The organism is Pseudomonas sp. BGI-2 (assembly GCF_004310295.1).
Lineage (GTDB): Bacteria > Pseudomonadota > Gammaproteobacteria > Pseudomonadales > Pseudomonadaceae > Aquipseudomonas.
The window spans coordinates 68383-93599 of sequence record NZ_SISB01000020.1; the positions used below are offsets into that span (position 1 = coordinate 68383).

The 25217-nt window shown below is 59.9% G+C and carries 23 protein-coding genes; 7 read left to right on the forward strand and 16 right to left on the reverse strand.

Annotated features, from left to right (window positions below):
- The first annotated feature begins 71 nt into the window (after positions 1 to 71).
- Positions 72 to 584, forward strand: a complete 513-nt coding sequence (locus tag EYC95_RS15190) for a dihydrofolate reductase (protein WP_131061087.1) — start codon at positions 72 to 74, stop codon at positions 582 to 584.
- Positions 585 to 704: 120 nt separating this feature from the next.
- Here the strand turns inward: EYC95_RS15190 and EYC95_RS15195 are convergent, their stop codons facing one another.
- Entirely contained in the window at positions 705 to 2096 is a 1392-nt protein-coding gene (locus EYC95_RS15195) for an L-cystine transporter (protein WP_131061088.1), read from the reverse strand.
- A gap of 241 nt (positions 2097 to 2337) precedes the next feature.
- Between EYC95_RS15195 and EYC95_RS15200 the strand changes: the two genes are divergently transcribed.
- The gene (locus EYC95_RS15200) at positions 2338 to 3393 is read left to right on the forward strand and encodes a haloacid dehalogenase-like hydrolase (protein ID WP_131061089.1); all 1056 of its coding nucleotides are present in this window, start codon (positions 2338 to 2340) and stop codon (positions 3391 to 3393) included.
- Between the two features lie 255 nt (positions 3394 to 3648).
- On the opposite strand, the gene ilvD is transcribed toward EYC95_RS15200, so the two are convergent.
- From ilvD to EYC95_RS15230, 5 genes are all read right to left on the reverse strand, one after another.
- Entirely contained in the window at positions 3649 to 5490 is a 1842-nt protein-coding gene (gene ilvD / locus EYC95_RS15210; protein WP_131061090.1) for a dihydroxy-acid dehydratase, read from the reverse strand.
- A gap of 258 nt (positions 5491 to 5748) precedes the next feature.
- Positions 5749 to 6957 (reverse strand): MFS transporter, encoded by a 1209-nt coding sequence (locus EYC95_RS15215; protein ID WP_131061091.1) that lies wholly within the window; start codon positions 6955 to 6957, stop codon positions 5749 to 5751.
- The gene (locus EYC95_RS15220; protein WP_131061092.1) at positions 6950 to 7915 is read right to left on the reverse strand and encodes a diiron oxygenase; all 966 of its coding nucleotides are present in this window, start codon (positions 7913 to 7915) and stop codon (positions 6950 to 6952) included. Before EYC95_RS15220 ends, EYC95_RS15215 begins: the two co-directional genes overlap by 8 nt.
- Positions 7912 to 8991, reverse strand: a complete 1080-nt coding sequence (locus EYC95_RS15225; RefSeq protein ID WP_131061093.1) for a SagB family peptide dehydrogenase — start codon at positions 8989 to 8991, stop codon at positions 7912 to 7914. Before EYC95_RS15225 ends, EYC95_RS15220 begins: the two co-directional genes overlap by 4 nt.
- Before the next feature lie 427 nt (positions 8992 to 9418).
- Positions 9419 to 10615 carry a class I SAM-dependent rRNA methyltransferase gene (locus EYC95_RS15230; RefSeq protein WP_071490392.1) on the reverse strand — a complete coding sequence of 399 codons (1197 nt, stop codon included), beginning with the start codon at positions 10613 to 10615 and terminating at the stop codon, positions 9419 to 9421.
- A 313-nt stretch (positions 10616 to 10928) separates the two neighbouring features.
- Between EYC95_RS15230 and EYC95_RS15235 the strand changes: the two genes are divergently transcribed.
- From EYC95_RS15235 to EYC95_RS15245, 3 genes are read left to right on the forward strand one after another with little or no spacing between them, the layout of a single operon-like run.
- The gene (locus EYC95_RS15235) at positions 10929 to 11744 is read left to right on the forward strand and encodes an HDOD domain-containing protein (protein ID WP_178083838.1); all 816 of its coding nucleotides are present in this window, start codon (positions 10929 to 10931) and stop codon (positions 11742 to 11744) included.
- Positions 11745 to 11772: 28 nt separating this feature from the next.
- Positions 11773 to 12585 (forward strand): bifunctional DNA-formamidopyrimidine glycosylase/DNA-(apurinic or apyrimidinic site) lyase, encoded by an 813-nt coding sequence (mutM, locus tag EYC95_RS15240; protein WP_131061096.1) that lies wholly within the window; start codon positions 11773 to 11775, stop codon positions 12583 to 12585.
- Between the two features lie 54 nt (positions 12586 to 12639).
- Positions 12640 to 12963, forward strand: a complete 324-nt coding sequence (locus EYC95_RS15245) for a multidrug transporter (protein WP_131061097.1) — start codon at positions 12640 to 12642, stop codon at positions 12961 to 12963.
- 53 nt (positions 12964 to 13016) lie between these two features.
- Here the strand turns inward: EYC95_RS15245 and EYC95_RS15250 are convergent, their stop codons facing one another.
- The 5 genes from EYC95_RS15250 to EYC95_RS15275 all read right to left on the reverse strand — a co-directional run bounded on the left by EYC95_RS15250 (position 13017) and on the right by EYC95_RS15275 (position 17694).
- Positions 13017 to 13268, reverse strand: a complete 252-nt coding sequence (locus EYC95_RS15250) for a YfhL family 4Fe-4S dicluster ferredoxin (RefSeq protein WP_048722619.1) — start codon at positions 13266 to 13268, stop codon at positions 13017 to 13019.
- Between the two features lie 102 nt (positions 13269 to 13370).
- On the reverse strand, positions 13371 to 13850 hold the full coding sequence (gene coaD, locus EYC95_RS15260) for a pantetheine-phosphate adenylyltransferase (protein WP_131061099.1): 480 nt from the start codon (positions 13848 to 13850) through the stop codon (positions 13371 to 13373).
- 115 nt (positions 13851 to 13965) lie between these two features.
- Positions 13966 to 15561 (reverse strand): GMC family oxidoreductase, encoded by a 1596-nt coding sequence (locus tag EYC95_RS15265; protein WP_131061100.1) that lies wholly within the window; start codon positions 15559 to 15561, stop codon positions 13966 to 13968.
- Positions 15562 to 15683: 122 nt separating this feature from the next.
- The gene (locus EYC95_RS15270) at positions 15684 to 16229 is read right to left on the reverse strand and encodes a twin-arginine translocation pathway signal protein (RefSeq protein ID WP_131061101.1); all 546 of its coding nucleotides are present in this window, start codon (positions 16227 to 16229) and stop codon (positions 15684 to 15686) included.
- A 28-nt stretch (positions 16230 to 16257) separates the two neighbouring features.
- The gene (locus EYC95_RS15275) at positions 16258 to 17694 is read right to left on the reverse strand and encodes a coniferyl aldehyde dehydrogenase (RefSeq protein ID WP_131061102.1); all 1437 of its coding nucleotides are present in this window, start codon (positions 17692 to 17694) and stop codon (positions 16258 to 16260) included.
- Positions 17695 to 17841: 147 nt separating this feature from the next.
- On the opposite strand from EYC95_RS15275, the gene EYC95_RS15280 reads away from it, so the two are divergent.
- Positions 17842 to 18513, forward strand: a complete 672-nt coding sequence (locus EYC95_RS15280) for a TetR/AcrR family transcriptional regulator (RefSeq protein ID WP_131061104.1) — start codon at positions 17842 to 17844, stop codon at positions 18511 to 18513.
- A gap of 33 nt (positions 18514 to 18546) precedes the next feature.
- Positions 18547 to 19401 carry a sulfurtransferase gene (locus EYC95_RS15285; protein WP_131061105.1) on the forward strand — a complete coding sequence of 285 codons (855 nt, stop codon included), beginning with the start codon at positions 18547 to 18549 and terminating at the stop codon, positions 19399 to 19401.
- Between the two features lie 196 nt (positions 19402 to 19597).
- Here EYC95_RS15285 and EYC95_RS15295 read toward each other — a convergent pair whose 3' ends face one another.
- From EYC95_RS15295 to EYC95_RS15315, 5 genes are read right to left on the reverse strand one after another with little or no spacing between them, the layout of a single operon-like run.
- Entirely contained in the window at positions 19598 to 20437 is an 840-nt protein-coding gene (locus EYC95_RS15295; protein WP_131061107.1) for an AraC family transcriptional regulator, read from the reverse strand.
- Between the two features lie 3 nt (positions 20438 to 20440).
- A complete protein-coding gene (locus EYC95_RS15300) occupies positions 20441 to 21439 on the reverse strand; it encodes a hydrolase (protein WP_131061108.1) in 999 nt (332 codons plus the stop codon).
- A gap of 55 nt (positions 21440 to 21494) precedes the next feature.
- Positions 21495 to 22106, reverse strand: a complete 612-nt coding sequence (gene rsmD, locus EYC95_RS15305; protein WP_109635619.1) for a 16S rRNA (guanine(966)-N(2))-methyltransferase RsmD — start codon at positions 22104 to 22106, stop codon at positions 21495 to 21497.
- On the reverse strand, positions 22106 to 23596 hold the full coding sequence (locus EYC95_RS15310) for a pitrilysin family protein (protein ID WP_131061109.1): 1491 nt from the start codon (positions 23594 to 23596) through the stop codon (positions 22106 to 22108). Before EYC95_RS15310 ends, rsmD begins: the two co-directional genes overlap by 1 nt.
- Complete coding sequence (locus tag EYC95_RS15315) at positions 23589 to 24944, reverse strand: pitrilysin family protein (RefSeq protein WP_131061110.1); 1356 nt, start codon at positions 24942 to 24944, stop codon at positions 23589 to 23591. The genes EYC95_RS15310 and EYC95_RS15315 overlap by 8 nt, the downstream gene beginning before the upstream one ends.
- Positions 24945 to 25217: the final 273 nt, after the last annotated feature.

Consider the following 25217-nt stretch of genomic DNA (forward strand, 5'->3'; position numbering starts at 1 on the left):
CTCAATTGAGCTGTGAGCATAACCGCTGTGGCGCTTATCGGGGTACGGGAGGCTCTGGTATCCTCGCCAGCATGACTAAACCACTCCCCCTCAGCCTGATCGCAGCCCTCGGTGAAAACCGTGTGATCGGCGTCGACAACAGCATGCCCTGGCACTTGCCGGGGGACTTCAAATACTTCAAGGCCACGACCCTGGGCAAGCCGATCATCATGGGTCGCAAGACCTGGGATTCCCTTGGTCGTCCGCTGCCTGGCCGCTTGAACATCGTGGTCAGCCGTCAGGCGGATCTGGTGCTGGAAGGCGCGGAGGTTTATCCGTCACTGGAGGCTGCCGTGGTTCGCGCGCAGGAATGGGCGAAGGAGCAGGGCGTCGACGAGGTGATGCTGATTGGCGGGGCGCAGTTGTATGCGCAGGGGGTAGCGCAGGCGGATCGGTTGTATCTGACGCGTGTGGCGTTGAGCCCGGAGGGGGATGCGTGGTTTCCGGAGTTTGATTTGAAGGCGTGGAAGTTGGTGTCCAATACCCCGAATCGGGCTGAAGGTGACAAGCCGGCGTACAACTTCGAGGTTTGGGAAAAAGCCTAAAAGCTTCGCGGGCAAGCCTCGCTCCTACAGGATTTGTGTCGATAGCGAAAATTGCGTACGACACAAATTCTGTAGGAGCGAGGCTTGCCCGCGAAGAGGCCCGCTCAGTCGCTGAAAGACTTAAGCGTGAGCCAGCTCCGCATGCTCATCCGCACCCAGCAGTTCTTTATCCGTCTGCTGCATCATCTGGCTGGTAATCGCCCCGGCCGTAATCGAGCCACTCACGTTCAACGCCGTGCGGCCCATATCGATCAGCGGCTCAACCGAAATCAGCAACGCCACCAATGACACCGGCAAGCCCATCGCGGGCAGCACGATCAGCGCGGCAAACGTTGCACCACCGCCCACGCCCGCCACACCGGCCGAGCTCAAGGTCACAATCGCCACCAGCGTCGCGATCCATAGCGGGTCCAGCGGATTGATGCCGACAGTTGGCGCGACCATCACCGCCAACATCGCCGGGTACAGACCGGCACAGCCGTTCTGGCCAATGGTTGCGCCGAACGAAGCGGCGAAACTGGCGATGGACTGCGGGATGCCCAAGCGACTGGTCTGCGCTTCGATGCTCAGCGGAATCGTCGCGGCGCTGGAGCGGCTGGTGAACGCAAACGTCAGCACCGGCCAGATCTTGCGGAAGAAACGCAACGGGTTGATCCCGGCCGCCGACACCAGCAGGCCATGGACCACAAACATCAGGCCCAGGCCGAGGTAGGAAACCACCACAAAACTGCCGAGCTTGATGATGTCTTGCAGGTTGGAACCGGCGACCACTTTGGTCATCAGCGCCAACACACCGTACGGGGTCAGCTTCATCACCAGGCGAACCAGGCGCATCACCCAGGCTTGCAGGGTGTCGATGGCGTTGATCACTTTCTGACCTTTCTGCACGTCATCCTTGAGCAGTTGCAGCGCCGCGACGCCGAGGAACGCAGCGAAGATCACCACGCTGATGATCGAGGTCGGCTTGGCGCGAGCGAGGTCGGCGAACGGGTTTTGCGGAATGAACGACAGCAGCAGCTGCGGCACATTCAGGTCGGCAACCTTGCCCGCATAGTCGGTCTGGATGGTTTGCAGACGGGCCATTTCCTGGGTGCCGGCCACCAGGCCTTCGGCGGTCAGGCCGAACAGGTTGGTCAAACCGATACCGATCAGCGCCGCGATGGCGGTGGTGAACAGCAGCGTGCCGATGGTCAGGAAGCTGATCTTGCCCAGCGAGGAAGCGTTGTGCAGGCGTGCCACGGCGCTGAGGATCGAGGCGAACACCAGCGGGATCACGATCATTTGCAGCAACTGCACGTAACCGTTGCCCACCAGATCGAACCAGCCGATCGAGGCTTTCAGCACCGGGTTGCCGGCACCGTAAACGGTGTGCAAGGCAACACCGAATACCACGCCGAGCACCAGCGCGAGCAGGACTTTTTTTGCCAGGCTCCAGGTGGTGTGACGGGTTTGCGCGAGGCCAAGCAGTAACGCGAGGAACACCAGCAGATTGAGGATCAGCGGCAGATTCATGAGAACTCCGAAAGTGACTTGTGCCAGCCACCTTCCGGGGCAGCTGCGAACCGGCAAGCCTAACAGCTTGATTTACAATGAATTAATACCAAAAACGCATGAAAACCGTCGTTTTTGGAATAAGCCGATGTCGCTGTCGGGGATGCAGCTGGCGCAATAGGTGCGTTAACGGTCGCAGGCAGACGGGGACTGTCACACTAATTTGATAGCGTCGATATCTTTGAATCAGGGAGAAATGCAGATGAAGTTCGCACCAAAATTTCTGGTTGCCGCACTCTGTCTTGGCCTCGCCGGCCAAGTGCTCGCCACGGATCTGAAACACTGGCCAGCCGATCAGGCCAAGGCGCTGGACGCGATGATTGCGGCCAACGCTAACAAAGGTAACTACGCGGTGTTCGACATGGACAACACCAGTTACCGCTACGACCTCGAAGAGTCGTTGCTGCCGTACATGGAAAACAAAGGCCTGATCACCCGCGAGAAACTAGACCCCTCCCTGAAACTGATTCCGTTCAAGGACACCGCCGACCACAAGGAAAGCCTGTTCAGTTACTACTACCGCCTCTGCGAACTCGACGACATGGTTTGCTATCCATGGGTCGCCCAGGTGTTCTCCGGCTTCACGCTCTCAGAGCTCAAGGGTTATGTCGATGAGTTGATGGCGTCCGGCAAACCGGTGCCGGCCACTTACTACGAAGGCGACGTGGTCAAGAAACTCGACGTCAATCCGCCGAAAGTCTTCACCGGTCAAACCGAGCTGTACAACAAGCTGATGGAGAACGGCATCGAGGTCTACGTGATGACCGCGGCCTCCGAAGAACTGGTGCGCATGGTCGCTTCCGATCCGAAGTACGGCTACAACGTGAAACCGCAGAACGTGATCGGCGTGAGCTTGCTGCTCAAGGATCCCAAGTCTGGCGAACTGACCACGGCGCGCAAGCAAATCACCGCTGGCAAGTATGACGAGAAGGCTAACCTGGGCCTCGAACTGACGCCGTACCTGTGGACCCCGGCGACCTGGATGGCCGGTAAGCACGCGGCGATCCTGACTTACATCGATGAGTGGAAAAAACCGGTGCTGGTAGGCGGCGACACCCCGAGCAGCGATGGTTTCATGCTGTTCCACGGTGTCGACGTGGCCAAGGGCGGCATCCACTTGTGGGTCAACCGCAAAGACAAATACATGACCCAGATTAACGGCATGATGACCAAAAACGCTGCGGCTCAGGCCAAGGAAGGGTTGCCGGTGACGGCGGACAAGAACTGGGTGATCGTCAAGCCGGAGGAGATTCAGTAAGACCGAGGCGCTGCCATCGCGAGCAGGCTTGCTCCCACAGGTCTTGGGTGATCCAGAGGTTGTGTGAACACCGAAGATCCCTGTGGGAGCGGGCTTGCCCGCTAATGCGGTGTGTCAATCAACGTTAATGCTGGATGTGCCGGCCTCTTCGCAGGCAAGCCAGCTCCCACATTGATCTCCATCGTTTGGTGGATTTCGGTCAGACAAAAAAATGCCCCGCACTTGGCGGGGCATTTTCGTTTCTGCGATTGACGCTTACAGCCCGTCAAGCATTGCCTTGTTACGCACAGCACCCTTGTCGGCGCTGGTTGCCAACAGAGCGTAGGCTTTCAATGCAGTGGTCACCTTGCGTGGACGTTTTTCCACAGGTTTCCAGCCTTTCTGATCCTGCTCGGCACGGCGCCCAGCCATTTCTTCGTCGCTGATCAACAGGTTGATCGAGCGGTTCGGAATGTCGATCAGCACCTTGTCGCCGTCCTGCACCAGACCAATCGCGCCGCCCGCAGCCGCTTCTGGCGAAGCGTGGCCGATGGACAGGCCCGAAGTGCCGCCGGAGAAACGGCCGTCGGTGAGCAGGGCGCAATCTTTGCCCAGGCCTTTGGATTTCAGGTACGACGTCGGGTACAGCATTTCCTGCATGCCCGGGCCGCCTTTCGGTCCTTCGTAACGGATGATCACGATGTCGCCGGCCTTCACTTCGTCCGCGAGGATGCCGCGTACGGCGCTGTCCTGGCTTTCGAAGATCTTCGCGTTGCCTTCAAAGACGTGGATCGACTCGTCGACGCCCGCGGTTTTCACCACGCAACCATCAAGTGCGATGTTGCCGTAGAGAACGGCCAGGCCGCCTTCTTTCGAGTAAGCGTGCTCGACACTGCGGATGCAGCCGTTTTCACGATCGTCGTCCAGGGTTTCATAGCGGGTCGACTGGCTGAACGCGGTTTGCGTCGGGATGCCCGCCGGACCGGCCTTGAAGAAGTGATGCACCGCTTCGTCGTCGGTCTGTGTGATGTCCCACTTGGCGATGCCTTCGGCCAGGGTTTTGCTGTGCACGGTCGGCAGATCGGTGTGTAGCAGACCGCCACGGGCCAGGGAGCCGAGGATGCTGAATATCCCGCCAGCACGGTGCACGTCTTCCATGTGGTACTTCTGGATGTTCGGCGCGACTTTGCACAGTTGCGGCACGTGACGGGAGAGGCGGTCGATGTCGCGCAGGTCGAAATCGATCTCGGCTTCCTGGGCCGCGGCCAGCAGGTGCAGGATGGTGTTCGTGGAACCGCCCATGGCGATGTCCAGCGTCATGGCGTTTTCGAACGCCTTGAAGTTGGCGATGTTGCGCGGCAACACCGACTCGTCGTTCTCGCCGTAGTAACGCTTGCACAGCTCGACGATGGTGCGACCGGCCTGCAGGAACAGCTGCTCGCGGTCGCTGTGGGTGGCCAAGGTCGAACCGTTGCCCGGTAATGCCAGGCCGAGGGCTTCGACCAGGCAGTTCATCGAGTTGGCGGTGAACATGCCGGAGCAGGAGCCGCACGTCGGGCAGGCGCTGCGCTCGTACTCGGCGACTTTCTCGTCAGAAGCGCTGGAGTCGGCGGCGATCACCATGGCGTCGACGAGGTCGAGACCGTGGCTGGCCAGTTTGGTCTTGCCGGCTTCCATCGGGCCGCCGGAAACGAAGATCACCGGGATGTTCAGGCGCAGGGACGCCATCAGCATGCCGGGGGTGATCTTGTCGCAGTTGGAGATGCAGACGATGGCGTCGGCGCAGTGGGCGTTGACCATGTATTCGACGGAGTCGGCGATGATCTCGCGGCTCGGCAGCGAATAGAGCATGCCATCGTGGCCCATGGCGATGCCGTCATCCACGGCAATGGTGTTGAATTCTTTCGCTACACCGCCGGCGCGTTCGATTTCGCGGGCGACCAGCTGGCCCAGGTCCTTGAGGTGGACGTGGCCCGGTACGAACTGGGTGAAGGAGTTGGCAATGGCGATGATCGGCTTTTTGAAGTCGTCATCCTTCATCCCCGTGGCGCGCCACAGTGCGCGGGCGCCGGCCATGTTGCGGCCATGGGTGGACGTTTTCGAGCGGTAATCAGGCATGAAGCACTCCGGGCGGCTAATCAGGTATCAAAAGGGAAGTGAGCTTCTATTGACGTCTGGAACACCCAGAAATGGCCGTGTGTCCGGAAGTTGCCGATAACTTTGCGGGATCGCCGCGCGCTTCAGCTTGAGCTCATAAACCCGCCGGGGGATGACTGGCGATGAATGCCGCGATTCTACACGGCTGGCGTCAGGAGGGAATGCCGGGAAGCGTTGATCCAGCGCTGACACAGCGTGCGGGATGACGACTGGCAGGTTTCAGCCCACTTTCAGCGCCAGATGACTTCGTGTAATCAGTACATTCAAGCCAAGACCCGTGGCACTCAAGATCAGGAAACAAAGGGCCAGTGCCGTGGTCAGGTCCTCGGACGCGAGATTGATCACCACGCTGATCACGCCGCCACACATGAAAATCAGCACGCCGCCCACCGAGGTAGAGGTTCCGGCATTCTGTGGGTAGAGACTCATGGCTTTGGAGTTGGCGATGGGCCTGGTAATGGTGGTGCCTGCGGTACAAATCAGCATGGGTATCAGCACCGTCGCCGCAGAGAGCCCGAGCTGATCCGCCAACCAAAGCATCACCAGCCCTGACAACGCGATCAGTCCCAGACCAATGACTATTTGCGTATTGGCCCGCAGATGCCGATGCAGAACACTGGCGGCAATCCCGCCAAACACATAGGCCACGCCATACAGCAACAACGCCCAGGCAAATTCGTAAGGCGAGAGCGCCAGCCGCTCCATGAAAATGATTGGTGAAGTGACGATGAACGAGAAATGGCAGGCGAAAGCCAGGGCTGAAATCAACCAGTAACCCATGAAGCGCAGATCCGAACACAGCCGCCAATAGGCACTGAACAATCGCTCATGTGCCGTGGTATGAAGGTGCGGGTTTTCCCTGAGCAGGAAAAGGGCTTTAAGCCAGACAATGACAGCGAGGGTGATAAACACATAAAAGCTGCCCTGCCAGCCTAGCTGCAATTGCAGCCACGTCCCCAGCAGGGGCGAAATCGAAATGAACACCCCGCCGCCGGTCACCATCCAGATTCTGATTCGCTCCTGTTCCTTGCCGACGAACAGATCCTGAACCAGTGCCTGTGACAGGACAAAGGATCCGCAGCCAACGGCCTGGATCACCCGAAAGAACAAAAACCAGCTGTATTCGCTGGAAGCCAGGCACCCCGCGGCACCGATCACCGCGATTGCGATACCTGCCAGCAGCAGCTTCTTGCGCCCCCACAAGTCTGACAACGGTCCGACCAGCACCACAGAGAACGCCAGGCCAATGGCGAACATGCTGACGGAAAGGGCGATGTTGGACGGTGAGGTCCGAAAGTAGCCGGAAAGATCGGGAAAGGACGGGAGCACCACATCCAGGGGAAAGACGCCTAGCAGCGTCATGGTCATCAACAGAATGACCATCGCACGATGTTTTTCGATACGGGGTACATGTTTACCGTCATTCATCGAGAAGCCCCGCCCTGGAGAAGAGCTGCCGATTGGCAGGCAGATCGAAGAAACCCGCCTTTTTCATAGCGTTCAACGTGGCACCAGCACCCGACCGGGCGCGCAGGCGTAGTGCTTGCGGGCCGGTCAGATCACAAAGGATTTGCGCCACAGACATTTCGCTCAGGCCGGCGCTGCGCAGGCTTTCGCCAAGCCAGCGTTCATCAACTTCAAAGAAAATCAGCAGGATTTCCAGGAGCAACCTGGCGGTGAACGTGCGTTGGCCACAGCTCAACTGCAGCCACAGATAATGGAATACTTCGCAAAAGTAGCGACTGTGTCGCGCCTCGTCGGCAAGGTGATCCCTGAGCATTTCCTGAACGCTGCTGACCAACGTGTCGCGGCAAACGTCGAGCAGTTCCTTGGCGATAATCGTTTCCGAGACGAAGCCGACGAGAAACCACGCCAGTGCTTTGTGCTTGTCTGGGGTGCGGTCGAGCAGGGCGTTCAGCCGGGCTATCCGCTGGGGCATGACCGGGCGATCAGTCATGCCGTAAATGTCAGCAATCTGCTCGGCGAGGCTATTGGAGAACAGCGCGTGATAAGCCTCATCGGTGTAGAGCTGCAGCGCGGCCGTTTTCATCCGTTGGGGGATGGAGACCCCCAGTTCGTTGTGAGCGATGGTTTCCACGGATCGGTTGACGATACGGTGTTCGAGCAGGGTGGTGTAGTCGAGGAAATGCACCAAATGGTTGGCGGTCAGGCGATGAATGATCCCTCTGCCTGCTGCTTTGACCGCCGGGTGATTCAGGTAAGGCAGGAAGGCCGGAGGGAACCAGTGGCGGGTCTCCAGTTGCTGTTCCAGGTTCGAGGGCCGTTGATAGGCGTGTTCGCTGATGCGCACCGAGGCTCGGGTATTCCAGTCTCCAAGGGTGAAGCGATTGGCCCAAGACGCGGGGTCGATGAGGGGCTCGGTCATTGTTCCTGTCCCCGATTGCTCAGCAGTGCTTTCAACTCCTTGCACATCACTTGCCCGTCGCTCTGGCCGCAGCCGACAAAAAACAACGGTTGTTCTGCACTGTCCTCAAGTCCCAGCAACGCTTCGACCTGATCATCCGTCAAGGCGCCGGTCAGCCAGGTGTTCAATCCCAGCGAAGTGGCCGCCAGTTGAAAGGTCTGAGAAATATGGCCGGCCTCGACGTAGGCCATTCGGTAGGCCCGCGAGTGTTCATATTTCCACCACAGCTTGTCGAATCGACTGGTGATGAACAGGCCTGCGGGCAGGTTATTGATGAAATGTTGCCCGCACATCAGTTGACCCAAAGGCTGACGAGGCAGCGGATTAACGAAACTCAGTGCATGCCCGATGGGGTGGTAGGCGTAGAGACCGGGTTGCAGGCCGTTGACGTTTTGCACCAGCAGAAAGCCTTCGCAGGCATTCAGTCCGCCTCCGGACGGGCTGCTTCGCCGGGCGCCAAGGCCTTCGACAATGCTTTCGTCGACGTCGTTTTCGCGCTCATGCAGATAGCCAAGGGACAGGTACAGCAATGTACTCACCGCTTCGAGGGAAACGGCTTCACCCGTGAACGTGCGGCAGGTTTTGCGATTGACCAGGGCATTTGCCAGGGAGCCTTCCGGCAGGGAGGAAGGTTTTGGCAGGGCAATCAGCTCGCCTGCCAGGCGTTCCGAGCGCCTGGGTTTGGGCGTGGATGTGGACAGCACGTCGGTGCAATGATCAAGGTATTGTTTTGACCATTCATTAATGTCTTGCGGAATATGTTCGCAAGGAATGTTCTTGGTGCCGATATGATATATCTTCGACAGTTCGTCCCAGCCCCATTCAATACTGCCTGTTGTTGATGTTGTCAGTATTCCAGCGTTGAGCAGCTGAGTGTCGATTGTACTGCGGTGGTTGAACTTTTCGGGGTTGTCGATAAGTTCGGCCAGTCGAGTGGAGTACTTCAGGTTTAGTTCAAATTGCTTGTGGTTCTTGTAATCCCAGACTATTTGACCGGGCGTACGAGGAAGTATGAATAAATGAGGGCTGATCTGCATGATGGGCGGTTCGCTCTGGGCAATGCCATAAAAAACGCTGGGTAGCCGGCACTCCCCAGCGCCTCATTTACTTAACGGGCTTTAGGGGCAACCAGAAAAGCCAGGTTAGCGATGCTGTTAGCTTCCAGAGTAATTGCTTTCATTTTGGAACTCCTTGTAATTGAAAGTGAGTGTCACTTCGTTGTGACACTCTCAATCATAGAGCGTAATTAGCGCTTATCAAGGCAATATTAGGTAGGAATCCTCCAGAAATTTTGTCGGAACAATCATGTGTGTGAACAAGTTTTGTCAGGCGTATTCTTATTAATTAAAGACACAAGGAAACGTCCTGCAAGTTCGTAGGATTGCAAGTGTAGGAAGTTTGAGGGGGAATCAATAACAGATAATAGAACGGGGAGCCGGCTGGCTCCCCGTCAAACCGGTGTCATCAGCTGTTTGGCAGCAACCGGCAGGTGATGCTCTTGATGTAGCGGGTTTCGGCGATGGCCGGGTGGACCGGGTGATCCGGGCCTTGACCGCCACGCTCGAGCATCTGGATGTTGCGGTCCAGGTGACGGGCGCTGGTCAGCAGGATGTTCTGCAGATCGTCTTCCGGCAGGTGCATCGAGCACGACGCGCTGACCAGGATGCCGTCCTTGCTGAGCAGGCGCATGGCTTGCTCGTTCAGGCGACGGTACGCGCCTTCACCGTTCTTCATGTCTTTCTTGCGTTTGATGAAGGCGGGCGGATCGGCAACGATCACGTCGAATCGTTCTTCGCTGGCTTTCAGCTCTTTGAGGGCTTCGAACACGTCGCCTTCGATGCAGGTCATTTTTTCGGCGACGCCGTTCAGTGCGGCGTTGCGCTCGACGCCGTCGAGGGCGAAGGCCGACGCGTCGACGCAGAACACTTCACTGGCGCCGAATGCGGCGGCTTGCACGCCCCAGCCGCCGATGTAGCTGTACAGGTCCAGCACGCGTTTGCCTTTGGCATAAGGGGCGAGGCGCGCGCGGTTCATGCGGTGGTCGTAGAACCAGCCGGTTTTCTGACCCTGGATGACCGGTGCTTCGAATTTCACGCCGTTCTCTTCCAATGCGACCCACTCCGGCACCAGGCCGAACACGGTTTCGACATAGCGGTTGAGGCCTTCGGCATCACGGGCAGCGGAGTCATTTTTGAACAGGATGCCGCTTGGCTTGAGCACTTGGGTCAGCGCCGCGATCACGTCTTCTTTATGGGCTTCCATGGTCGCCGAAGCGATCTGCACCACCAGGATGTCGCCGAAGCGGTCGACCACCAGACCTGGCAGCAGGTCGGAGTCGCCGTAGACCAGGCGATAGAACGGCTTGTCGAACAGGCGATCGCGCAGGGACAGCGCAACGTTCAGGCGATGGACCAGCAACGACTTGTCCAGCGGCAACTTGATGTCGCGCGACAGCAAGCGGGCGCAGATCAGGTTGTTCGGGCTCATGGCCACGATGCCCAGCGTCTTGCCGCCGGCGGCTTCGAGGATCGCCTGATCGCCAGCTTGAAAACCGTGCAATGGGGTGGCGGCTACATCGATTTCGTTGCTGTAGACCCACAAGTGGCCGTTTCGCAGGCGACGGTCGGCGTTGGCTTTGAGGCGCAGGCTAGGCAGGGACATGACGTCGCTCCGGAAAAAAGAGCGGGAGTATAGCGTGTTGAGTGTGGTGGCGGGCCGGGCGGGCGATGAAACGCTGATGACGCCTTCGCGGGAAGCCTCGCTCCTACAGGGCATAGGGTGCTTTTGTAGGAGCGAGGCTTGCCCGCGAAAGCGATTTCGATTGCTATGCAGAAATGAAACTTTGGCCGATGTGCAGGCCGGTATGTCGGATCCAACTTTATAAAGGTTAGAATCGCCTCCTGGCCCAGAGTGTGTACTTATGTCCCAAGAGCTGACTTCCGAACAGATTCAACAGTCCCTGCAAGGCATCAGCGTGCCTGCTCAGCCGCAAATCATGGTGGATTTGCAGATGGAGCAGTACATGCCCGACCCGGATCTGGAAGTGATCGCGAAGCTGATCTCCCAGGACCCGGGGCTCTCTGGCGCCTTGCTGAAGATCGTCAACTCGCCGTATTACGGCTTGAGTAACAAGATCGCGTCGATCCAGCGTGCGGTGAACCTGCTGGGCAGCCGTTCGATCATCAACCTGATCAATGCGCAGTCGATCAAGGGCGAAATGAACGACGACACCATCGTCACCTTGAACCGTTTCTGGGACACGGCTCAGGACGTGGCGATGACCTGCCTGACACTGGCCAAGCGCATCGGCGCCCAGGCGGGTGATGAAGCGTACGCGCTGGGGCTGTTTCACGATTGCGGCGTGCCGCTGATGTTGCAGCGCTTCCCCAATTACATGACCGTTCTGGAGGAGGCCTATGCCAACGCCAGTGCCGAATGCCGGGTGGTCGACACAGAGAACCGGGTGTTCAACACCAACCACGCGGTGGTCGGTTATTACACGGCCAAATCCTGGCGCCTGCCGGAGCATGTGACCGCCGCGATCGCCAATCACCACAATGCCCTGGTGATTTTCAGCGATGAGTCTTCGCGCAACGCTCAGCTCAAGAACCTGCTGGCGATCCTGAAAATGGCCGAGCATATTTGTGCGTCTTACCGGGTTTTGGGTAATCAGACCGAAGACCACGAATGGAACAGCATCGGGCATCTGGTGCTCGATTATGTCGGCCTCTCGGACTACGACTTCGAGACCCTCAAGCAAACGATTCGCGATCTCGGCGCTCACCGCTGAGCACCGGACAGCCTGATTCGAGTACACCATGCCTGAACTGCCAGAAGTCGAAACCACCCGTCGCGGGATTGCGCCGCACCTGGAAGGCCAGCGCGTCAGCCGGGTGATCGTGCGTGAGCGCCGCTTGCGCTGGCCGATTCCTGAAGACCTCGATGTGCGACTGTCCGGCCAGCGTATTGTGCTGGTGGAACGGCGCGCCAAATACCTGTTGATCAACGCCGAAGTCGGGACGCTGATCAGTCATTTGGGCATGTCGGGCAATCTGCGTCTGGTGGAAGTCGGTATGCCGGCGGCCAAGCACGAGCATGTCGACATCGAACTGGAATCCGGGCTGGCCCTGCGCTATACCGACCCCCGCCGGTTTGGCGCGATGCTCTGGAGCCTCGACCCGCTCAACCACGAACTGCTGATTCGCCTGGGGCCGGAGCCGTTGACCGACCTGTTTGATGGTGATCGCTTGTTCCAGCAGTCCCGGGGACGATCCATGGCGGTCAAGCCGTTCATCATGGATAACGCGGTGGTGGTCGGCGTCGGTAATATCTATGCGACCGAAGCCCTGTTCGCCGCCGGCATCGACCCGCGTCGTGAAGCCAAGAGCATTTCCCGAGCGCGCTATTTGAAGCTGGCGATCGAGATCAAACGCATTTTGGCCGCGGCCATCGAGCGTGGCGGTACTACGCTGCGGGACTTTATCGGCGGCGACGGTCAGCCGGGTTATTTTCAGCAGGAACTGTTTGTGTATGGCCGTGGCAGTGCGCCCTGCAAGGTCTGTGGGACGGAGTTGCGGGAAGTAAAACTCGGGCAGCGCGCCAGCGTCTTTTGCCCACGCTGTCAGAGCTGATACGTCCTACGGTCTATAGTCAGTGTTCTGACTGCCTAGCCGAAGGACCGTGCCATGAACTCGTTTCGAACCCTTGTTGTTGCGCTGCTGCTGAGCGTCGGTGCGCCAGCGCTGGCGGCAAACAGCGGCAGCGGTGACCCGCGCTACACCATTCAGAATCCCCCGGCCTACGCCATGCTCGGCGACTTGCTGATTGCCCGACCCTTGTTGGTCGTGGCGACGGTGATCGGTGCCGGGGCGTTTGTGGTGTCGTTGCCGTTTACCGCGTTGGGCGGCGGCATTGGCGATGCGGGTCAGGCGCTGGTGGTTGATCCGGCGAAAGCGGCGTTTGTGCGGTGTCTGGGGTGTATCGGGGAGGGGTTTGAGCAGCGGGAGTGAAGCCTGTAGGAGCGAGGCTTGCCCGCGAAGGCGTCCTCACAGACGCCAAAGAATCAAGCCTTCCCGGTAATGACCCGATACTTCGCCATCAACTGCTCTTCAGTCTCCGGATGCGCTTCATCCAGCGGAATGCAATCCACCGGGCAAACCTGCTGGCACTGAGGTTCGTCGTAGTGGCCGACACACTGTGTGCACAGGTTCGGGTCGATCACGTAGATCTCTTCGCCTTGGGAAATGGCGGCGTTCGGGCACTCAGGTTCGCAGACGTCGCAATTGATGCAATCGTCGGTGATGATCAGGGACATGCTAACTCCAGCCAGGGCGCAAGGCCCGGGCGCAATAAACCAATGCGCGCAATTGTGCCGCATTGGCGCCCGCAGTGCACGCGGGCGCCGCTTGAGCGGTCGTTACTTCTTGAAGCGTTCGGTGAGGGCGTCCGCCACCACAGGGTGGACGAACTTGGTGATATCGCCGCCCAACGCTGCGATTTCACGAACCAGCGTCGAGGAAATGAACGAATAACGCTCGGATGGTGTAAGAAACAGACTTTCCACATCCGGCGCCAGTTGGCGGTTCATGTTGGCCAGCTGGAATTCGTATTCGAAGTCCGACACCGCGCGCAAACCACGCAGGAACACGTTGGCGTTTTTCTCTTTGGCAAAGTGCGCCAACAGCGTCGAGAAGCCGACGACTTCAACGTTCGGCAGATGTTTAGTGACCTCGCGGGCAAGCGCCACACGCTGTTCCAGGGGAAACAACGGGTTTTTCTTCGGGCTGGCAGCGACGGCGATGATCACATGATCGAACAGGCGCGCGGCGCGTTCGACCAAGTCGCCATGGCCCTTGGTAATAGGGTCGAAGGTACCTGGGTACAACACTCGGTTCATCGCGTCGTCCTGGCGGGAGTCCGTTGGGGAGTCGGATGGTATCGCAGCCTTCCCGGTCGGCCAAGTCGCCTGTTGGGTAAGAAAGCACTATAGACGATTGGAATATTCTCCGTTTTCATGGGTTTTTCAAACGTTCGGCGAGGGAAGTTGCCAGTTGCGCCGTCAACCCGTAGACCGACAATTGCGGGTTTGCGCCAATGCTGGTGGGGAACAGCGAGCCGTCATGAATCGACAGATTGCTGATCTGGTGATGCCGGCCGAGGCTGTCGGTCACGGCGTTTTTCGGGTCTTCACCCATGGCACAACCGCCCATCACATGAGCGCTGCCCAGGCGGGTGCGGTACAGTTCAAGGCTCAAACCGTCGATCAGCGTGCGCGCTTCGGCCAGGGTTTTCACATAGCGCGCGTCAGCGTGCATCGGCATGACCGCGTTGGCGCCACCGGCAAACTGGATTTCGGCCATGCTGTGGAAGGCCCGGCGCAAGCCGTCCCAGGCATAGGGTGAAACCTGATAGTCGAGCACTGGCGTGTTGTCGCCGCGTAACTCGACGCTACCGCCCGGGCTGTCCGGGTGGAAGCCGTCCCGTAACAGCGCCAGCATCGCGTGGGTGTGGGGCAGGTTTTCCATGTGCGCGGCGTTTTCCTTGCCGAAACCGCCGAGCAGGGTGGAGGCGAGCGCCGGGTGCAGTGGCGGTACTTCCAGTTTGTAGGACATCTTGCCGGTGGTGCCGTCCTGCCACTGGAAATGGTCGGAATAGATCGACTGCGGTGCGCCGTAGAACGGGTTGATCACCTCGTCAAACAGCCCGGCGGACATGTTCACCAAGTGCAGGAACGTCCGCTTGCCCAGTCGCGCGTGCGGATCGGGCGCCTCCGAACGCAGGAGCAGCGCCGGGCTGTTGATCCCGCCGCCCGCCAGCACGTAATGCCGCGCCTTGACCGTAATCGTCCGTCCGGTTGGCGCGACGCAACGGTCGTCCATCGCCAAACATTGCAGGCCGGTGACCTTGCCATCCTTGATCGAGACCTTTTCGGCGCGGGCCAGATAAAGCAGCTCGCCACCTTTTTCCAGGGTCGCGGGAATGGTCGTGACCATCATCGATTGCTTAGCGTTGGTCGGGCAGCCCATGCCGCAATAGCCAAGGTTCCAGCAACCGCGCACATTGCGCGGGATCACATGCCAGGTGTAGCCAAGTTGCTCGCAGCCTTTGCGGATTACATCGTTGTTGGCGTTGGGCGGCACCATCCACGGCGCGACGCCCAGGCGTTGTTCCATCTTCTCGAACCACGGCGCCATCTCGGCCGGCGTGTGGCCTTTGACGTCGTGTTCTTTGGCCCAGTGGTCGAGGGTCGGGTCCGGCGTGCGAAAGCTTGAGGTCCAGTTGATCAGCGTGGTGCCGCCCACCGCGCGGCCCTGGAGGATGGTGATCGCGCCGTCCTTGCTCATGCGGCCGATGCCTTCCTGGTAGAGGTTGGTGTAGGCCTGGTCTTCGAGCAGCTTGAAGTCGCTGCTGGTCTTGAGCGGACCTTCTTCGATCAGTAACACCTTGTAACCGGCGGCGCTGAGGATTTCCGCGGTGGTCCCGCCGCCCGCGCCGCTGCCGATGATCGCCACGTCCGCTTCGAGGGTCAGGTCCTGGGTCAGTTGCGAGCCGTTGTAGGTTTTCCAGCCTCGGGCCATGCCTTCGCGGAACGGGTCGGGTACGGGCATCTTCAGGTTCTCTTGTTGTTATGGTTTGGGTGCAGTGGTGTTTACATGGACGCCTTCGCGGGCAAGCCTCGCTCCTACAGGATCGAGTGAGCCCTTGTAGGAGCGAAGGGCGCGGCTCGGTCTCAAACGGCAGGCGGCCCTGGATACCCGCAATGCACCCACGATTCCGCTCGGCTATACCAGGCCATCATCACCAGTTGCAGCAACGAGCTATGCCCCATGCGCAACAGGCTCAACGAACTGTTTTCCCAGCGATCGAGAAAATGCCGGATCTCATCGGCACTGGCGTTTTCCCAGCTGCCCCAGATCCCGGTCAGCGGCCCGCGGGTCACCGCCATTCCCAGCACGTCGAACAATTGCTGGGTCAACTTGAGCATTTCCGGCGACAAATGATTCAAGTCGTTATCCAGGGTTTCAAGCGTGCCATCGACGGCCGCCGGCATCTTCTCGACGGCCACGGCGCCTTCGAGCATCACCGGCACCAATGCCCGCAGAAACAGTAGGTCGCCGCTACGCAAAATCGCGAAACCGCTGGCCGGGAGGCTCGATGAGCAGCCGCTGAGGCTCGCGCCCAATCCGGCCGTGGCCAGAAACGCACTCGCGCCGAGGCTGAATTTAAGCAGGCCGCGCCGTGACAGCGCGGGTGTATCGGACAGGCTTGGGCTCATTATTGTTATTACCCGAAGGGGATGATCGTTAGCGGATAAACAGCTTCTGGATCAGTTTCTGAATGGCTTTTCCGTACGGCGGGTAAATCAGTTTCGCGGCGTTGAAGCGTTGTTTGATCAGCACGCCTTTGGCCTTGCTGAAGGTCAGGAAGCCTTCGTGGCCGTGGTAATGGCCCATGCCGGAGGCACCGATGCCACCGAACGGCATATCGTCCTGAGCCACGTGCAGCAAGGTGTCGTTGAGGCAAACGCCGCCGGAATGGGTTTCGTGGAGTACGCGATTTTGTTCGCGCTTGTCGTAGCCGAAGTAATACAGCGCCAGCGGACGAGGTCGTTGATTGATGTAGGCAAACGCCTGATCAAGATCCTTGTACGGAACGATCGGCAGCAGCGGGCCGAAGATTTCGTCCTGCATCACGGTCATGTCATCACTGACGTTGAGTAGCACGCTGTGACTCATGCGCCGGCCCTGGCCCTGACCTTGATCGAACAGCGGAATCAGCAGTGCACCCTTGCTGGTGGCATCACTGACGTAACCGTTGAGCCGCGCCAATTGCCGGTCATTAATGATCGCGGTGTAGTCCGGGTTGTCGGCCAGTGTCGGATAAAACCCGCGAACCGCCTGGCGATAGGCTTCGACGAAAGCGCCGACACGATCTTCCGGCACCAGCACGTAGTCCGGGGCCACGCAGGTTTGTCCGGCATTGAGCGTCTTGCCGAAAGCGATGCGTTCGGCGGCGTCCTTGAGCGGCACGTCGAGGGAAACGATGGCTGGGGATTTGCCGCCCAGCTCAAGGGTCACCGGCGTCAGGTTCTCTGCCGCCGCGCGCATCACGTGCTTGCCGATGCTGGTGGCGCCGGTGAACAGCAGGTGATCGAAGCGCAGTCGGGAGAACGCGACACCGATATCGGCTTCGCCGAGCACCACGCAGACCAGGTCTTGCGGGAAGATCCGACCCAGCAACTCTTTCATCAGCAAGCCGGTGGCGGGGGTCGACTCACTGAGTTTGAGCATCACCCGATTGCCCGCCGACAACGCACCCACCAGCGGCCCGATGGCCAGGTAAAGCGGGTAGTTCCAGGGCACGATCACGCCGACCACGCCCAGCGGTTGATAAACAACTTTGGCCGAAGCCGGCTGAAAAGCGATACCGACCTTGCGCCGCGAAGCTTTCATCCAGCCTTTGAGGTGCTGACTGGCGTAGTGAATACCGTGCAGGCTGGGCATCAACTCGGCGAGCAGGGTTTCATCGGCACTGCGATGACTGAAGTCCTGACTGATGGCATCGATCAGAGCCTGGCGCTCATTGCTCAGCAGATCCCGCAGTGCCTTGAGCCATTGTTGGCGCTGGGCGGCCGGCGGCATCGGGTTGGCTGCATACGCCGCACGCTGCGTATCAAACAGGGCCTGGAGCTCGTCCAGAGGCTGTTGCAGGTTCTGCAGGTACGCGATGTCGGCGGTCATGATCGGCTCCGGTTTTTGTTGTAATGAGGCACTTTTTAGAGTCTATGCTCTAGAAAGTCAAATGACATCCTGGTGCAGCATTGTTTTATCCACTCGCCGATAGGTCGTAAGATGCCCGTCAACGCACTCTGAATTAAAGCTCAAGCCATGGCCCCTCGGATCAAAACCAGCGAGCGCATCGTGCAGAACAGCCTGGAGCTGTTTAATCAACAGGGCGAGCGCAGCATTAGCACCAACCACATTGCTGCCCACATGGAGATTTCTCCGGGCAACCTGTACTACCACTTCCCCAACAAGCAGGCGATCATCGCCGTGTTGTTCAGTGAGTACGAAAGCCTGGTGGACAGCTTCCTGCGCCCGCCCCAGGGCCGCGCGTCCACGGTGGAAGACAAGCGCTTCTACCTTCAGGAACTGCTGGCGGCGATGTGGCGCTACCGGTTTTTGCATCGTGATCTTGAGCATTTGCTCGACAGCGATTCCGAACTGGCCGCCCGTTATCGGCGTTTCTCCCAGCGCTGCCTGATCCATGGCACCCACATCTACGCCGCCTTCGTTGACGCCGGCATCCTGCAAATGGACAAGGTCCAGATCGAATCCCTGACGCTCAATGCGTGGATTATCCTGACGTCCTGGGTGCGTTTTCTGTGCACCACGCGGGAAAACTCCAATCACCTGAGTGAGCAGGCCATCAAACGTGGGGTGTATCAGGTGCTGGTGCTTGAGGCCGGTTTCGTCACGGACCAGGCGCGCGACGCGGTCAACGCGCTGTACGAAGAGTTTTACGTGCCTCTGGCCCAGGCCCTTGAAGAAGTGCAGTAGGATTCAAGACAGACTTAATCACAGGAGCCCGTTATGCCCATTGCGCAACTGATCAGCCCGCAAGCGTTGGACCTGAAAAAGGATGCGCCCGGGCTGGTGATTCTGGATTGTCGTTTTGCCCTCGAAGACCCGGACTACGGTCAGCGCAGTTATGCCGAAGGGCATATCGCTGGGTCGAGCTTTGCCGATCTTGAACGTGATTTGAGCGGGGCAGTGGTCAAGGGCGTGACCGGGCGCCACCCGCTGCCTGAACCTGAAGACTTGATCGAGCGTCTGCAAGCGTGGGGCATCAACGCCGACAGCGAAGTGGTTTTGTACGACGATGGCCCCGGTGCCTACGCGGCGCGGGCCTGGTGGTTGCTGGCCTGGCTGGGCAAGCGTGACGGCGTGTTCATTCTCGATGGCGGGCTCAAGGCCTGGCACGCGGCCGGATTGCCGCTGAGTCTGGACAGGTGCGACATCAAGCGCGGCACCTTCACCGGGACGCCGGACAACGCGCTGATCTTGAGCGCCGAACAGCTCCAACAGCGTCTCGATCAGCCAACGCTGACCTTGCTAGACGCCCGCGCCTTGCCGCGTTTCAAGGGCGAAGTCGAACCGATCGACCCGATTGCCGGGCACATTCCCGGTGCGCAATGTGCGGCCTTCACCGAGAACCTGGGCAGTGACGGGCGCTTCCTGCCGGCTGAGCAGCTCAAGCAGCGTTTTGCCGCAAAACTCGGCGATCGTGCACCGACCGATCTGGTGGCGTATTGCGGATCTGGCGTGACGGCTTGCCATAACCTGTTCGCACTGTGTCTCGCCGGGTATCCGTTGGGCTCGTTGTATGCCGGCTCGTGGAGCGAGTGGATCAACGATCCCGCGCACGGCATCGCCACCGGCGAATAAACACAAATCCCTGTGGGTGCGAACTGTGGCGAGGGGATTTATCCCCGTTGGGTCGCGAAGCGGCCCCGAATCGAAAACTGCGGTGTATCAGATACACCGCACACAATGGTTTTACGGCGCAGCCGAACGGGGCGGTGCGACGTTTCGCTAAATCCCCTCGCCACAGTTCGCTCCCACATTCGGATCTTTGCCGAGCTCAATATCCCGATAGTTGCCGCGCACTGCGATACGCCCCCGGTCCAACCCCGTAAACCTGCTTGAACTGTCGACTCAGATGGCTCTGGTCGGCAAATCCCAGCTGCATCGCGACTTCCAGCGGCAAACAACCGTTCTGTAACAGCGCCCTTGCCTGGGCGATGCGTTGCTGCATCAACCAGGTGTGCGGTGGCATGCCCGTGGCGCGGCGAAATACCCGGGCGAAGTGAAACGGTGACAGGTTGACCGTTGCCGCCAGTTCTTCCAGCGAGGGCGGCGCGGCCAATTGCGCTTGCAGTACGTCCTTGGCCAGCGTCACCGCCCGGTGCTCCTTGCCGGGTTTGCCGGCGATCGGCACGGCCGCATGACGTTGCAGCAGCAACAGCATCATTTCCCGCCAGACCGTTTGCTGTTGCAGGGCCGTGGACGGACTTTCCAGCAAGCGATGCAATTGGCAGAAACCCTTCACCAGATCCGGATCGCGATACAGCGTCGCGCCAAACCCCGGCAGGTTGTGGGTCGGCAGCTCCAGTTCGTCCAGCAGCGAGAGAATTTGCCCGCTGTCCGGATAAAACGCCCGGTACAACCAGCCGTCCTCCGTGCCCTTGTGGCCGGTGTGCAGTTCATCAGGGTTGATCAGCACCAGGGTGCCGCTGCCGGCCAGGTGTTCGGCACCGCGATAGCGATAACGCTGGGCACCGGCCATGATCATGCCGATCACATAACCGTCATGCACGTGGGGCGCGAAGCGGTGTTCGATGTAGCGCGCGGACAATAATTCGACGCCGGCCAACGGCGCCGTTTGCCAGAAGCGGATCGACTCGCCCTGATCGGCGTCCATGGCTTACCCGCGACCCACGGCGCTCAGCCACTGCGGAATGCGTCGTTCCAGGTAATAACCCGGTTGCCGGAACGAGCCATCGATAAACCCGACATGCCCGCCCTTGGGTTGCAGCTCGAATTGTGTGGAGGCGGACAATTCCGACGCGTGCGGCAGGCTATGGGGGAACACGAAGGGATCGTCGGCCGCCTGGATGATCAGGGTCGGCGTGCGAATCTGGTCAAGGAAATAGCGACTGGAGGCGCGGCGATAGTAATCCTCGGCATCGACGAAACCATTGAGCGGCGCCGTGACCCGGCCATCGAAATCCCAGAAGGTGCGCATGTTCTCCAGCGAGCCCAGCGCCGCCAAGGCCGCCAGTCCATCCTCGCGCCCGTCATGCTGGAACTGGCGCTGCTTGTTCTTGATATAGGCCACCATCTCACGCATGAAATGCGCCTGATAGACCTTCGAAAAACCCTGCCCGATACGATCGGCGCAATGATCGAGACGAAACGGTACCGACACCGCCACCGCACCGAGTACGCCGCTGTCACTGCCGGTCTCGCCCAAGTGTTTGAGCAAGACATTGCCGCCCAGGGAATAGCCGACCGCATACAGCGGTGCGAGAGGGCGCTTGGCCCGCAGGTGTTTGATGACTTCGGCGAGGTCTTCGCTGGCGCCGGAATGGTAGCTGCGTGGCAACAGATTCGGCTCGCCCGAACAGCCGCGCCAGTTCAACGCGACACTGGCCCAACCCTGGGCACCGAATGCTTTCTGCACCCCGACCACGTAAGGCGAATTCGAAGAACCGGTCAGCCCGTGCAACACCAGCACCAGCGGCGCATCGGCGGTGTGCGGGCCGTGCCAGTCCATATCGAGAAAGTCGCCATCCTCAAGCCACAAGCGTTCGCGCTCGCGTTCGATGTGCGTGGTTTTGCGCCACAGCGGTCCCCACAAGGTTTGCAGGTGCGGGTTGCCGAGGCCGAAGGCGGGGGTGAAACGTTCTGACGGAAAGGACACGATTGCTCTCGATGCAGCGGTGCGCAACCTGTGCGCACCTTTTCAGGCCGGTCGATTAACCGGCGATCTCTGCCATACGTTGCCACAACGCGTAATACACCCGCCCGGATTTCTGCTCCCGGTGCAGGCGCCAGTTGCCTGGCAAGCCAAGGCTCGACGGCGCGTTTTCGCTTTCAGTGTAGATCCAGGCTTCATTGGCCAGCCACTGCCGCTCTTCAAGCAGGGTGCAGACGGTCGGTAACAGGTCCTGGTTGAACGGCGGGTCGAGGAACACCAGGTCGTAAGCGGTCGCGGTCTGGGTTTCCAGATAGCGCAGGGCATCGGCGGTCTGGATCTGGCCGGTGGTGCAGCGCAGCGTGCCCAGATGCTCCTTGATGCTGGCGACCGCAATGTTGCTGGCGTCCAGCGCCTGCCCCATCGCGGCGCCACGGGACAGGGCCTCAAGGAACAACGCGCCGCTGCCGGCGAACGGATCAAACACTTTGGCCCCGGCAACGTACGGCGCGAGCCAGTTGAACAGGGTTTCACGCACCCGGTCCGGGGTCGGACGCAGGCCCGGAGCGTCCGGGAAGCTCAGCTTCCGGCTGCCCCATTCGCCGCCGATGATGCGCAGTTGGTTCACGCCATTGTGTACGTTGTGAACGGGTTTTTTAGGACGAGTGGCCATTAATGCTCCGGAACCCCGAGCGGCTGCTCGGCAGGTTTATCAGTTGGGGCCGGTAACGGCTTTTGCGGCACGGTCGGGCCAGCGCTGACGATGACCATTTTGTCCGTGCTCAAGTGTTTGTTCAGTGCGGCTTTGACCTGCTCGACGGTCAGGCTCTGCGACTCACGCATGAAGTCATTCAGGTAACTCAGCGGCAGGTTGTAGAAACCCATGGCGCCGAGCTGGCCGACGATATCAGCGTTGCTGGCGGTGGAGAGCGGGAAGCTGCCGGCCAATTCACGCTTGGCGTCGTCGAGTTCTTTCTGGGTCGGGCCGGTTTTAAGGTAGTCGGCGAGGACGTCCTGCACCAGTTTCAGCGTGCCTTCGCTCATTTCTGCGCGGGTTTGCAGGTTGATCATGAACGGGCCGCGCGCCTGCATCGGGCTGAAACCCGAATAAACGCCGTACGCCAGGCCACGCTTCTCTCGCACTTCGCTCATCAAGCGGGTGCCGAAACCACCGCCGCCGAGGATCTGGTTGCCCATGGACAACGCCGCGTAGTCCGGATCGTCACGGTCGATGCCCAGTTGCGCAACCATCAGGTTGGTTTGCTTGGACGGGAACTCGATGTGGCCGATGCTGGCTTTCGGTTCTTCCGGTTGCGCGATTTTCGCCAGTGCCGGGCCTTTCGGCAGCGCGCTGGAGACTTGCGCGGCAATCGCCTCGGCTTCGGCACGGGACAAATCGCCGACCAGCGCAATCACCACGTTGCCGCCTGCGTAGGCTTTCTCGTGGAACGCCTTGAGTTGCGCCACGGTAATCGCCGGGACGGTTTTTGCCGTGCCGTCACTGGAATGCGCGTACGGATGATCGCCGTACAAGCGGTTCATCAGCTCCAGGCTCGCCAGTTTTCCGGGGTTCTGCTTCTGGTATTCGAAACCGGCGAGCATCTGGTTCTTGATGCGCGCAAAGGAGTCGGCAGGGAAGGTCGGTTTGCCGACGACTTCAGAGAACAGCTTCAGTGCGGGCTCGCGCTTGTCTGCGGCGCTGAGGCTGCGCAGGGAAGCCAGTGCCATGTCTTTAAATGCGCCGTTGCCAAAGTCTGCGCCCAGGCCTTCGAAGCCCTGAGCAATGGCGCCGACATCTTTACCGGTCACACCTTCGTTGAGCATCGCGTTGGTCAGCAGGGCGAGACCGGGCGCGTTGCCGTCCTGGCTGCTGCCGGCGGCGAAGATCAGGCGCAGGTCGAACATCGGCAGCTCGCGGGCTTCGACGAACATCACTTTGGCGCCTTCGGCGGTGTTCCAGGTCTGTACGTCGAGTGAGCGGTGGCTCGGCGCCTTGCCGTCGAGTTCGGTCAGCGATTGCAGCTTCTGGCTGGCCTTGGCCTTGTCGAGGGCTTCGCTGGCCTTGGTGTCATCGCTTTTTGACAGATAAAACGCAGCGGAGCCGATCAGCACGGCTGCGATCAGGCCGATCAGGGCCAGGCGGGGGTTTTTACGCTCACTCATGAGTCGTCTCCAGTGGCAGTACATGGGCGACGCTGAGACGTTCGCGGGTGAAATACAGCTTGGCGGCTTTCTGGATATCTTCCGGTGTCACGCTTTCCAGGTCGGCGAGTTCGGTGTCCATGAGCTTCCAGGACAGGCCGACGGTTTCCAGCTGGCCGATGGAGGTGGCCTGGCTGGTGATCGAATCACGCTCGTAGACCAGGCCGGCGATGACTTGGGCGCGGACGCGTTCCAGTTCTTCAGTGGACGGCGCGGTGGTTTTCAGCTGTTCGAGCAGCTTCCACAGGCCCGCTTCGGTCTGGGCCATGGTTTTCTTTTTCTGCGTGTTCGGCGTGGCCGACAAGGTGAACAGGCTGTCGCCGCGGGTGTAGGCGTCGTAACTCGACGAGCCACCGGACACCAGCTCTTCGCCGCGCTCCAGTTGCGTCGGGATGCGTCCGCTGTAACCGCCGTCGAGCAGGGCCGAGATCAGGCGCAAGGCGTTCACCGAGCGTTTGTCTTCGGCGGTGGCGATGCTCGGCACGTTGAAGCCCAGCATCAGGCTCGGCAATTGGGTCTGCACGTGCAGGGTGATCTGGCGCTCGCCGGGTTCGGCCAGTTCCAGCGGGATTTTCGCCGGTGGCACGTCACGTTTGGCGATCGGGCCGAAATAGCGCTGGGCCAGGGTTTTGACCTCGTCCGGGGTCACGTCGCCGACCACCACCAGCGTGGCGTTGTTCGGCACGTACCAGGATTGGTACCAGTGGCGCAGCTCTTCGACTTTCATACGGTCCAGGTCAGCCATCCAGCCGATGGTCGGCGTGTGGTAACCGCTGGCCGGGTAGGCCATGGCCTTGAAGCGTTCGTAGGCCTTGGACATTGGCTTGTCGTCGGTGCGCAGGCGACGTTCTTCTTTAATGACTTCGATCTCGCGGGCGAACTCGTCGGCCGGCAGGCGCAGGCTGGCCATGCGGTCGGCTTCCAGCTCGAAGGCCACGCCGAGGCGGTCGCGGGCCAGCACCTGGTAATACGCCGTGAAGTCATCGCTGGTGAACGCGTTCTCTTCGGCGCCGAGGTCGCGCAGGATCAGCGAAGCTTCGCCGGGTCCGACTTTCTCGCTGCCCTTGAACATCATGTGTTCAAGCGCGTGGGACAAACCGGTCTGACCTGGCGTCTCGTAGCTGGAGCCGACCTTGTACCAGACCTGGGAAACCACCACTGGTGCACGATGGTCTTCGCGCACAACGACCTTCAGACCATTATCCAGAGTGAATTCGTGGGTGGGTTGTGGATCGGCAGCCAGGGCCGAGAGGGGCAGACAAACTGTGCTGAGCAGCAGGCCTGCAGCGCGGCGGGCTAAAGCATTCATTCGTTTTTAAACCTTTGGGGCTGCCCGCTTGTTCTTAGCGTCAGCGGGCGAGAGGTAGGGCGTGTCATCAATCATTACCAGTACCGTGCCGGAGCCTGATAGTGCGCAGGGCAAGGCGCGAGGAGTGTAGTTTGGTCATTCCAAATAAACTCCGAGCAACGCAGCCCTGCACACTATCAGGCCCGGCCCTCCGGGTGGCGCCTGAAAACGGGCCATGCTGCGTTGCAGTCCTTGGGAAGGAAAGCACATTCCCTGCGGCCTGCGCCTTGCCTG

Coding starts and splice junctions, on each gene's coding strand:
- EYC95_RS15190 (WP_131061087.1), top strand. CDS start 72: ATGACTAAACCACTCCCCCTCAGCCTGATCGCAGCCCTCGGTGAAAAC.
- EYC95_RS15195 (WP_131061088.1), bottom strand. CDS start 2,096: ATGAATCTGCCGCTGATCCTCAATCTGCTGGTGTTCCTCGCGTTACTG.
- EYC95_RS15200 (WP_131061089.1), top strand. CDS start 2,338: ATGAAGTTCGCACCAAAATTTCTGGTTGCCGCACTCTGTCTTGGCCTC.
- ilvD (WP_131061090.1), bottom strand. CDS start 5,490: ATGCCTGATTACCGCTCGAAAACGTCCACCCATGGCCGCAACATGGCC.
- EYC95_RS15215 (WP_131061091.1), bottom strand. CDS start 6,957: ATGAATGACGGTAAACATGTACCCCGTATCGAAAAACATCGTGCGATG.
- EYC95_RS15220 (WP_131061092.1), bottom strand. CDS start 7,915: ATGACCGAGCCCCTCATCGACCCCGCGTCTTGGGCCAATCGCTTCACC.
- EYC95_RS15225 (WP_131061093.1), bottom strand. CDS start 8,991: ATGCAGATCAGCCCTCATTTATTCATACTTCCTCGTACGCCCGGTCAA.
- EYC95_RS15230 (WP_071490392.1), bottom strand. CDS start 10,615: ATGTCCCTGCCTAGCCTGCGCCTCAAAGCCAACGCCGACCGTCGCCTG.
- mutM (WP_131061096.1), top strand. CDS start 11,773: ATGCCTGAACTGCCAGAAGTCGAAACCACCCGTCGCGGGATTGCGCCG.
- EYC95_RS15245 (WP_131061097.1), top strand. CDS start 12,640: ATGAACTCGTTTCGAACCCTTGTTGTTGCGCTGCTGCTGAGCGTCGGT.
- EYC95_RS15250 (WP_048722619.1), bottom strand. CDS start 13,268: ATGTCCCTGATCATCACCGACGATTGCATCAATTGCGACGTCTGCGAA.
- coaD (WP_131061099.1), bottom strand. CDS start 13,850: ATGAACCGAGTGTTGTACCCAGGTACCTTCGACCCTATTACCAAGGGC.
- EYC95_RS15265 (WP_131061100.1), bottom strand. CDS start 15,561: ATGCCCGTACCCGACCCGTTCCGCGAAGGCATGGCCCGAGGCTGGAAA.
- EYC95_RS15270 (WP_131061101.1), bottom strand. CDS start 16,229: ATGAGCCCAAGCCTGTCCGATACACCCGCGCTGTCACGGCGCGGCCTG.
- EYC95_RS15275 (WP_131061102.1), bottom strand. CDS start 17,694: ATGACCGCCGACATCGCGTACCTGCAGAACCTGCAACAGCCTCTGGAC.
- EYC95_RS15280 (WP_131061104.1), top strand. CDS start 17,842: ATGGCCCCTCGGATCAAAACCAGCGAGCGCATCGTGCAGAACAGCCTG.
- EYC95_RS15285 (WP_131061105.1), top strand. CDS start 18,547: ATGCCCATTGCGCAACTGATCAGCCCGCAAGCGTTGGACCTGAAAAAG.
- EYC95_RS15295 (WP_131061107.1), bottom strand. CDS start 20,437: ATGGACGCCGATCAGGGCGAGTCGATCCGCTTCTGGCAAACGGCGCCG.
- rsmD (WP_109635619.1), bottom strand. CDS start 22,106: ATGGCCACTCGTCCTAAAAAACCCGTTCACAACGTACACAATGGCGTG.
- EYC95_RS15310 (WP_131061109.1), bottom strand. CDS start 23,596: ATGAGTGAGCGTAAAAACCCCCGCCTGGCCCTGATCGGCCTGATCGCA.
- EYC95_RS15315 (WP_131061110.1), bottom strand. CDS start 24,944: ATGAATGCTTTAGCCCGCCGCGCTGCAGGCCTGCTGCTCAGCACAGTT.